Below are 7,239 nucleotides of genomic sequence, written 5' to 3' on the forward strand. Positions count from 1 at the left end.
GGTGAACAGTTCCTCGAACTGGTCGACCACCGGCACCAGACGATCCGCCACGGCGGACGAGTTCGGGCCCGCTCGGCGACCGGAGACGCGAGCCACCGCCGCGCGGACGGCCTGCACGAGTAGTCCCGGATCACGGAACACGTGGTCGTGGGTGATCTCCCGGCCCCGGTCGGCGGCCGTCGGACCGTTGTCGGGAGGCTGGCCGAGCCGACTGAGCGCGGACAGCAGCTGGTCCAGCGGTGCGCCGCCCGGGGGCACCACCGGGGTCGGCCATCCCGCCGACCCCGGGACGCCCAGTGCGCCCTGGGTGATGGCGGGCAGCAGGCCGGCCCGCAGCAGCGAGGACTTGCCCGATCCCGACGGCCCCACCACCGTGAGCGGTCCCGGCTGCCACAGCCGGCCGCGCAGCCGGCCCACCAGCTCGTCGACCAACTTCCCGCGCCCGAAGAACAGTCCGCTGTTGTGCCGGCCGTAGGAACGCAGTCCGATGTACGGGGCCTCCGCGTCCGGTGGCACGGTCACTGCGGAGCCCTCGTCCTGGCGGGGCTGGTGGTAGCCGGGATTGGCCGCCAGGACCAGGTCTCCGCCGTGGCCGGTGATCTGTACCCGCGGCGCGGTGCCCCAGCGCCGCGTCAGCACCTCGTCCAGTCGGCGGTGCGGGTAGGCCAGGCTCAACTGGGCCGGACCGCTCGGCTCACTCTCGTCCAGCAGCCGGATGAGTTCGCCGCTGAACGCGGTGTGCCGGGCGTCCGGCGGGGCGAACGCCACCCACACGGCACGGGCATCCGCGGACGCAGGCGGAGCCGCCCGTACTGCCGCCGCCCGCCGCTCCGGGCCGGGCAGTGGACGGCGAGGCACGAGCACGGGCGGGGACCGGGGTACCGCAGGCACGCGGACACCTCAGGCCCTCCAGGCGTCCCGCGGGTTCCCAGACGGCGAAGCCGGTCGTGGGCCACGGCCGGCCGAAGTCGTGGCGTGGCTCTGCCCGTGCAGGACGGCGAACCCGGCCCCGAGCTTCCGCCGCACAGGTGGCGCCGGCTCGCGTCCGGCCCCGGACCATGCCGCTGAGTACGGCTGGTAGCACCCCCTGGCGGCGCGCGGGCGGACCGGACGCCGCTGCCGCTCGGCTCGGGCCGGTGAGTCGGTCCTGCGCCCCGATGGAGAGGACGTTGCACGCAACGCGGGCACGCACTTGGAACCGCCCAGGTTCGAGGCCAGCAGCGCGGTCCGGTTCTTCGCCACCATCTTGGCCGGACGGTGACCGCCGGGTCGCAGCCCCGCCGCCCGGAGCCGGCGGCGGGTAGCCAGGCCGTCAGGGGCGAGGTGACACCGCACCGTAGCCGGCGGAACGGGAGCGGCCGAAAGGCCCCAGGGTCTAAACGCACGCCAGGACGATGCCACGGCTCGGCCCCCGGGGCATCGCACTCACATGTGCAGGACCCGGGTGCGGCGCCGCTGGTCCGCAGACAGCGAAGGACTCCGGGCCGCCCTTGCGCCCGGGGCCCTGCCCGCCGGTCCCACCCGCCAACTCCGACATGGCAGCCAACGCGGTGGTCGGTGGCACGGCGGTGGGAGAGCGGCCGCATGCGCGGTCGATACGTCTGCAGACCTCACGACCTCGTTCGTGCGTACATGCCAGGTCATCAGACGGCGTCCAGCTCACCGATGCGCGAGACGCGCGGCCGCAGGCCCTAGTCTGATCCCGTGAGGCAGACAGGCGCTCGGAAGGACCATCGGCGATGACGCCCCTGAGCATCGGGGACCCGGAGTCCATAGGCGGGTACACCCTTCTCGGCCGGCTCGGCGCGGGGGGCATGGGAGTCGTCTACCTGGGAGTCTCCGCCTCGGGACGGCAGGTCGCGGTCAAGCTCGCGCACGGGCCCCGTGTCCAGGACGAGGAGTTCCGGACGCGCTTCCGGCAGGAGGTCGCGGCAGCTCGCCGGGTGAGCGGTGCCTTCACCGCGCCGGTCGTGGACGCCGACCCGGAGGCCGACCGGCCATGGATGGCGACGCTCTACGTGCCGGGGCTCAACCTCGCCGAAGTCGTGGAACGGGACGGCCCGCTGAACCTGCGGGAACTGCGCGCGCTGGGGCTCGGGCTCACCGAGGCGCTGCGCGACATCCACCGCGCGGGTCTGGTGCACCGGGACCTCAAACCCCGCAATGTCCTGATGACCGAGGACGGGCCGCGCGTCATCGACTTCGGCATCTCGCGTGCTGCCGACAACCAGACCCTCACCACGACCGGCCGGATGATCGGCACTCCGCCCTTCATGTCGCCGGAACAACTGGCCGCTCCCCGGGACGTGACCCCGGCCTCGGACGTGTTCTCGCTGGGCTCACTGCTGGTCTTCACGGCCGTCGGCACGGGGCCGTTCGACGCCGACAGCCCGTACATCACCGGCTACCAGGTGATCCACGGGACCCCGGACCTCGCCGGAGTACCCGGAGCGCTCCTGGGCATCGTCGAGCGCTGCCTGGACAAGGACCCGGCCGCCCGGCCCGAACTGCCGGAACTACAGCGCATGCTCGAGGCGCTGCCGGAGTCCGACGTCACCGGCTCCGCGAAGACCGAGCAGTCCGCGGCCCCCCGGCCCCGCCCCGATTCCCGGAGCGCGGCCGGTGTCTCGGCGGATGCCGCGACCGGCACCGGAACCGGCAGGCGCCGCCGGACACGGATGCTGCTCACCGGCCTCGGCGCGGCCGTAACGGCGCTGGCTGTCGGGGCGGGGGTCTTCGCGTCCGTTGCGCACACCAGCACCGCCTCCGAGAGCGCCCCTGCGGCGTCCCTGCCCGACGGCTGGCGGCCCTGGCGCACGGAACTGCGGGACGACGTGAAGGGCGTCCCTCTCGACTACGACAGCCCCGGATGCGTGGCCGAGGGCAGCGCCCTGTTCTGTGGCGGTACGGGCTTCACGGTCGCCAGGGTCGACGCGGCGTCCGGCCGCACCGTGTGGCGGACCGGCACCCGACCTCAGGGCGCGCAGCCGATCGGCGTTCGCGACGGTCTGGTCTATGTGTACGAGGATCCGGACGACGCGGCCAGACGTGTGGTGGCCCTGGACGCCGCTACCGGACACCGGCGGTGGCAACGCGGCATCAACAAGTCGCAGAACGCGGTCCTGTACGACGGCGGGCTGCTGACCCTGTCCCCCGACTACTCGTCGTTCGTGGCCTACGGGCCTTCCGGCCAGGAACTGTGGCGGGCGCCCTCACTGGACGAGAACTGCACTCCGTCGGTGCTGGGAGGCGTCCCCTACGCCCTGTGCTCGAAGGGCACCGAGCCCGGCCAGGCCCCGGTCGAGCTGATGAGGCTCCGCCCCGGCAGCCTGACCGCGACCGCCACACTGCCCGAGAAGGCGGAAGCGCTCGGCGCTGTCGGCGGGCAACCCCTGTTCCTCGCCCCCCAGACCGCGAAGGACGTGTACGAAGCCGGGTACGAACGGCCCTACAACGCGCTGCTGCGGGTCGTCCCCGAGACCGGGCAGATCAAACGGATAGCACTGGCGCATCCGCTGACCGGCGCGGCCACTCTTGCAGACGGCGTCGTCTACTTCGTCCGGTCCGACGGATCGGTCACCGCCGTGTCTGCGGTCAGCGGCAGACAACTGTGGCGGAAGGTCACGGACGTGGAGAGCCTGTCCGCGCCCGCCGTGTCGGACACATACAAGCGGGTCTATTTCTCCAACCGCTTCGGCCGTCTGCTGGCACTGGACAGCCGCACCGGAGCGGAGGTCTGGCGCACCTCCGCGCTGGACGACCCCGGGGAAAAGACGCAGGCCTATCCGCCGCGAGTGCTGCTGGTCGGGGACGCGATCGTGGCGACGGCCGGCGACACGGCCTTCTCCCGGAGTCCGAGCGGGCCCAACTGACCGTCCTGACGCAATGTCGTGTTCGGTTCGCTCGCGGTGAAGTCGCGGCTGATCAGGTCCGGGGCCTTCGCCGCGGTCGGTCCGCGATCGTGGTGCGATGACTGCGGCGCAGTCACCGGCGCCGGACCCGAGCCGGCGGCCCCGTGATCGAGGAGGCCGCCGGCACCCTCCTGGCCCGCACATCCTTCGATCACCGTCATCGACAACCCGGTCCCTACAGGCTTCACGGCAGACCAGCTCCAGGCGTGGATCAGCCGCGGCGCGGAGGACCGGCCCGACAGCACCCTCCTCATCGCCGACGAACAGCCTCTGGCCTCCGGAGCGGACTTACCGCTGCCGGCCGTGAACAATCTTCCCGACGAGGACGACGACCCGTTCAGGATCGCCCTCGCCGCAGCCGGCTCCTTCATCGTCGACATCGAACTGGGCAACACGAGCTCCGGCGACTGGAGCCGCAGCGCCGACAACGACGGCGTCGACCGGCAACAGCACTACTGACAGCACCTGGACGGCGGCCAGAGCCGCGCAACGAAAACTCCCCCGGTGCAGCAGGCGAGTACTGAAGACCGCCGAGGCTCAGCCCTGTGACGCGAGGTCCAGCGGATCAGCTCGTGGCGGACGCCACCGATACCGCAACGCATCGGCACGCCGCTCACCGGGTGTTCCTCGGCGAGCGGCGTGCCGCATGATGCGGAGAGGGCAGGATTCGAACCTGCGTGGACCCCCGAAGGGATCCGACCTCGAGGCGTGCTCGCTGGTCCCCGATCAACCACTCCGGGCACCTCTCCTCGCTCCCGACCCCCTCTGGTCTCCAGGGTCGTTCACGTGAAAGAGAGTGGCACGGGCCCCTGACACGGGACTGACATGTCAAAGACCGGCGTGAGGTCGCCAGCGGCCTGTCCGTCCACTACGGCCGTCCCTGGCGCAGGGGGAGTTGGTTCTCCGCAGCCCCTTGCTGGGGCGCGCGTTCGTGAAACCCTCCGGCCGCGTGGGCCACGACCTGCAACCCGCAGCGGCTCTTGGGCCGGGCCTCGCGCGGGCAGGAACTGGTGGTGCGGTCACTTGCCGGTGCCGGTGTGGTAGCCGACGGGGTCGACGTACACGTCGGGGGCGTTGCCGGTGGTGGCCGGGACGGTGATGTTCTGGCCGTCGAGGTTCATGACGTCGAAGACGGTTTCGTTGGGCGGGGTGACGGAGAGCTTGGTGTAGGTCTTGCCGGAGCCGCTGGTGTCGGGGATGTAGTGGAGGAGGAAGCGGGTCTCCTCGCCGGGGGCGATCGTGACGGTGGGCGCGGTGGTGTCGGTGCGGGCGGCGTCGGGGCCTTTGTCGCCCAGGCCGTCGGCACCGAGGAGTTGGACGCCGGGGAAGCCGTGCATGGTGCAGGTGGTGGAGCCGGTGTTCCTCAGGTTGACGACGATCTCGTTCTTGACTCCGGCTGACGCGGCGCTGAAACCGAGGTGCGCTGTCCTGCACATGGTGGCCGACGCCGTGGTCCCGGTCCGGGTGCCGGCCTTCTTCCCTGTGCCGCCGGTGCCGGTGCCGGTGCCGGTGCCTGTGCCGGTGCTGCCGCTCCCGGTGCCGCCGGTGGTGTCGCTGGAGGTGCCGGAGGAAGCGGTGGCCGTGCCCTGGCCGCCCGTGGAACCGCTCGCGGAAGCCGACGTGCTGCTCCGTGCCGCCGTGCTCGAACCGTCGCTGCCGCCGCACGCGGTCAACGAGAGGCCGGCCGCGGCGAGGATCACGGCGAGGGCGGAGATGTTCTTGACGCGCATGGGCACTCCTGCGAAGTGGTCTTGTCCGGTCCGCTCGAACTGGCGAGCCGCTGTCATTCCTGGGGATGACTGCTTCCGGGCGGGCCGTTGCGATGTGGGTCAGTTCAAGATGACGCTGTGACAGTCGAGTTGATGGTTGTGACAACACCTTGTGTGAAATGTGATGAACCCGGCGAAGCGGCATGGTGACGGTGGCGGCGGCGGTGGCGGCGAGGCGGGAACTCGACGGAGTCGGCCGCGCTCGGCAATGAACGGCCGTGCTGGGCAGGCTCATCGCGTACAGCAAGCCGCCGAAGACCGAGAAGGCCGAGGAGCGGACGCCCTGGCCGGCCTTCGACCTGATGTTCCGGGCGCCGCCGGTGGCGCACATCGCGTGGGCGCTCATGCGTGACGAGCACCGCGCGGTGCTGGAGCTGCGCCAGGGTATTGCCCAGGACAAGAAGCTGCTCGTCGTGGCGGCCGTGCCCGGGTCACTGGTCAAGATCCACCGCGTCACGGGTCTGTCCCGGCCGGCGCTGGTTTCCGGCAGGCGGCAGGCGGCAGGCGGCAGGCGCCAGGGGGCGGGGCCGATGGTGGGATGCGTGGGGCGACGGCGTGTGTAACAGGCCTGTGCCCAGCTGGTGTTCGGGGGAACGGCTCGCAGTGACTGAGCGGTCCTGTTGGTCGGAAACGTCGGCCGGGAACGGCTCGGCGGGCAAGGACTCCTCCGCGCAGGGCACAGCCGCAGGCAGCGGATCCGGCGCGGCGGGCAGGACCGGCAACACGGCCTGGTGCAGTACCGACGATCCGGCGGTCACGGCGGTGGACAACACCATCGACGCGACCCCGACCGCACCGTCGCGGTGACGATGAGGAACCACGGTGGCCGGGACTGCACGATCTCGGGGTACGCCGGCGTCGACCTCCAGCACAGGAAGGGCTCGCTGTCCGCGAAGCGCTCGGGTGAGAAGGCCACCTCGGCGGTCCTCAGGAACGGGCAGTCGATCGCCTTCGGCATCCATTACCCGTCCAACGACACGGGCGGCTGCGGCGTCCGCGTCACGGGGCTGCTGATGACGCCGCCGAACGAGACCAGGACGGTCACTCTCAAGTGGCCCGACGCCGCCACGCTGCCCGTCACGGACAACACCGCCTCCCAGGTGACCGTCGGGCCGGTGGACAGCGCCGGCCAGGGCGGCTGAACGTACACCTGGCCGGACGTCCCAGCGGTACCCGCACGCGTGGCCCGCCCCGCACGGCGCCCGTCATGCCCGGCCTGCCGCCTGATCCGCTCCGCCAGCCGCCCTGGCCGGCGCTTTGACCTCTGCCACGTGGCTGACCAGGGTTCAGTGACACGGGCTGGGGCCTGGGGTCGAGTCCTCCTGCGGCATGTCAGGGGTGTGTAACAAGCTTTTGCGACCCGTGAGAAAGCGGGTTCCAGCATGATCAACTGGCGAATGCCTGCGGAACTCCCCTAGCGGACAAGTGTTTTGGGCGGTCGCAGATTTGTGGCCGCGCGGGGTGTGAGGCCTGGGCGCACGCCATGCTTCGCAGGGCTTCACCACTGTGGCCCGAAGCGTGGTGCGATCGGTGGTTGAGGTTCCCCCGAGATGCGGAGT

Annotated in this window: 6 protein-coding genes and 1 pseudogene; 4 read left to right on the top strand and 3 right to left on the bottom strand. The window is 71.4% G+C overall.

Annotation, left to right across the window (positions count from 1 at the left end):
* A partial coding sequence (locus VT52_RS31150; RefSeq protein WP_143070945.1) for an ATP-binding protein occupies positions 1–774 on the bottom strand: 774 nt, incomplete at its 3' end.
* 965 nt (positions 775–1,739) lie between these two features.
* Here VT52_RS31150 and VT52_RS31155 point away from each other — a divergent pair.
* Complete coding sequence (locus tag VT52_RS31155) at positions 1,740–3,872, top strand: protein kinase domain-containing protein (RefSeq protein ID WP_046424432.1); 2,133 nt, start codon at positions 1,740–1,742, stop codon at positions 3,870–3,872.
* A gap of 189 nt (positions 3,873–4,061) precedes the next feature.
* Positions 4,062–4,370, top strand: coding sequence for a DUF6924 domain-containing protein (locus tag VT52_RS39795; RefSeq protein WP_420856319.1), 309 nt, complete (start codon positions 4,062–4,064; stop codon positions 4,368–4,370).
* Positions 4,371–4,563: 193 nt separating this feature from the next.
* Here VT52_RS39795 and VT52_RS38260 read toward each other — a convergent pair.
* Both VT52_RS38260 and VT52_RS31160 read right to left on the bottom strand, forming a co-directional pair.
* Positions 4,564–4,660: pseudogene (locus tag VT52_RS38260) on the bottom strand.
* Positions 4,661–4,930: 270 nt separating this feature from the next.
* Entirely contained in the window at positions 4,931–5,641 is a 711-nt protein-coding gene (locus tag VT52_RS31160; protein WP_046424435.1) for a DUF4232 domain-containing protein, read from the bottom strand.
* Between the two features lie 257 nt (positions 5,642–5,898).
* Here VT52_RS31160 and VT52_RS39600 point away from each other — a divergent pair, with 257 nt between their 5' ends.
* On the top strand, positions 5,899–6,243 hold the full coding sequence (locus VT52_RS39600; protein WP_046424438.1) for a hypothetical protein: 345 nt from the start codon (positions 5,899–5,901) through the stop codon (positions 6,241–6,243).
* 246 nt (positions 6,244–6,489) lie between these two features.
* Positions 6,490–6,822, top strand: coding sequence for a DUF4232 domain-containing protein (locus VT52_RS36310; protein ID WP_053055588.1), 333 nt, complete (start codon positions 6,490–6,492; stop codon positions 6,820–6,822).
* The last annotated feature ends 417 nt before the right edge of the window (positions 6,823–7,239 follow it).

The organism is Streptomyces malaysiense, from assembly GCF_000980885.2.
Lineage (GTDB): Bacteria > Actinomycetota > Actinomycetes > Streptomycetales > Streptomycetaceae > Streptomyces > Streptomyces malaysiense.

Excerpts from the sequence above, each read along its gene's own strand:
- VT52_RS31155 (WP_046424432.1), top strand. The coding sequence starts at position 1,740 with ATGACGCCCCTGAGCATCGGGGACCCGGAGTCCATAGGCGGGTACACC.
- VT52_RS31160 (WP_046424435.1), bottom strand. The coding sequence starts at position 5,641 with ATGCGCGTCAAGAACATCTCCGCCCTCGCCGTGATCCTCGCCGCGGCC.
- VT52_RS36310 (WP_053055588.1), top strand. The coding sequence starts at position 6,490 with ATGAGGAACCACGGTGGCCGGGACTGCACGATCTCGGGGTACGCCGGC.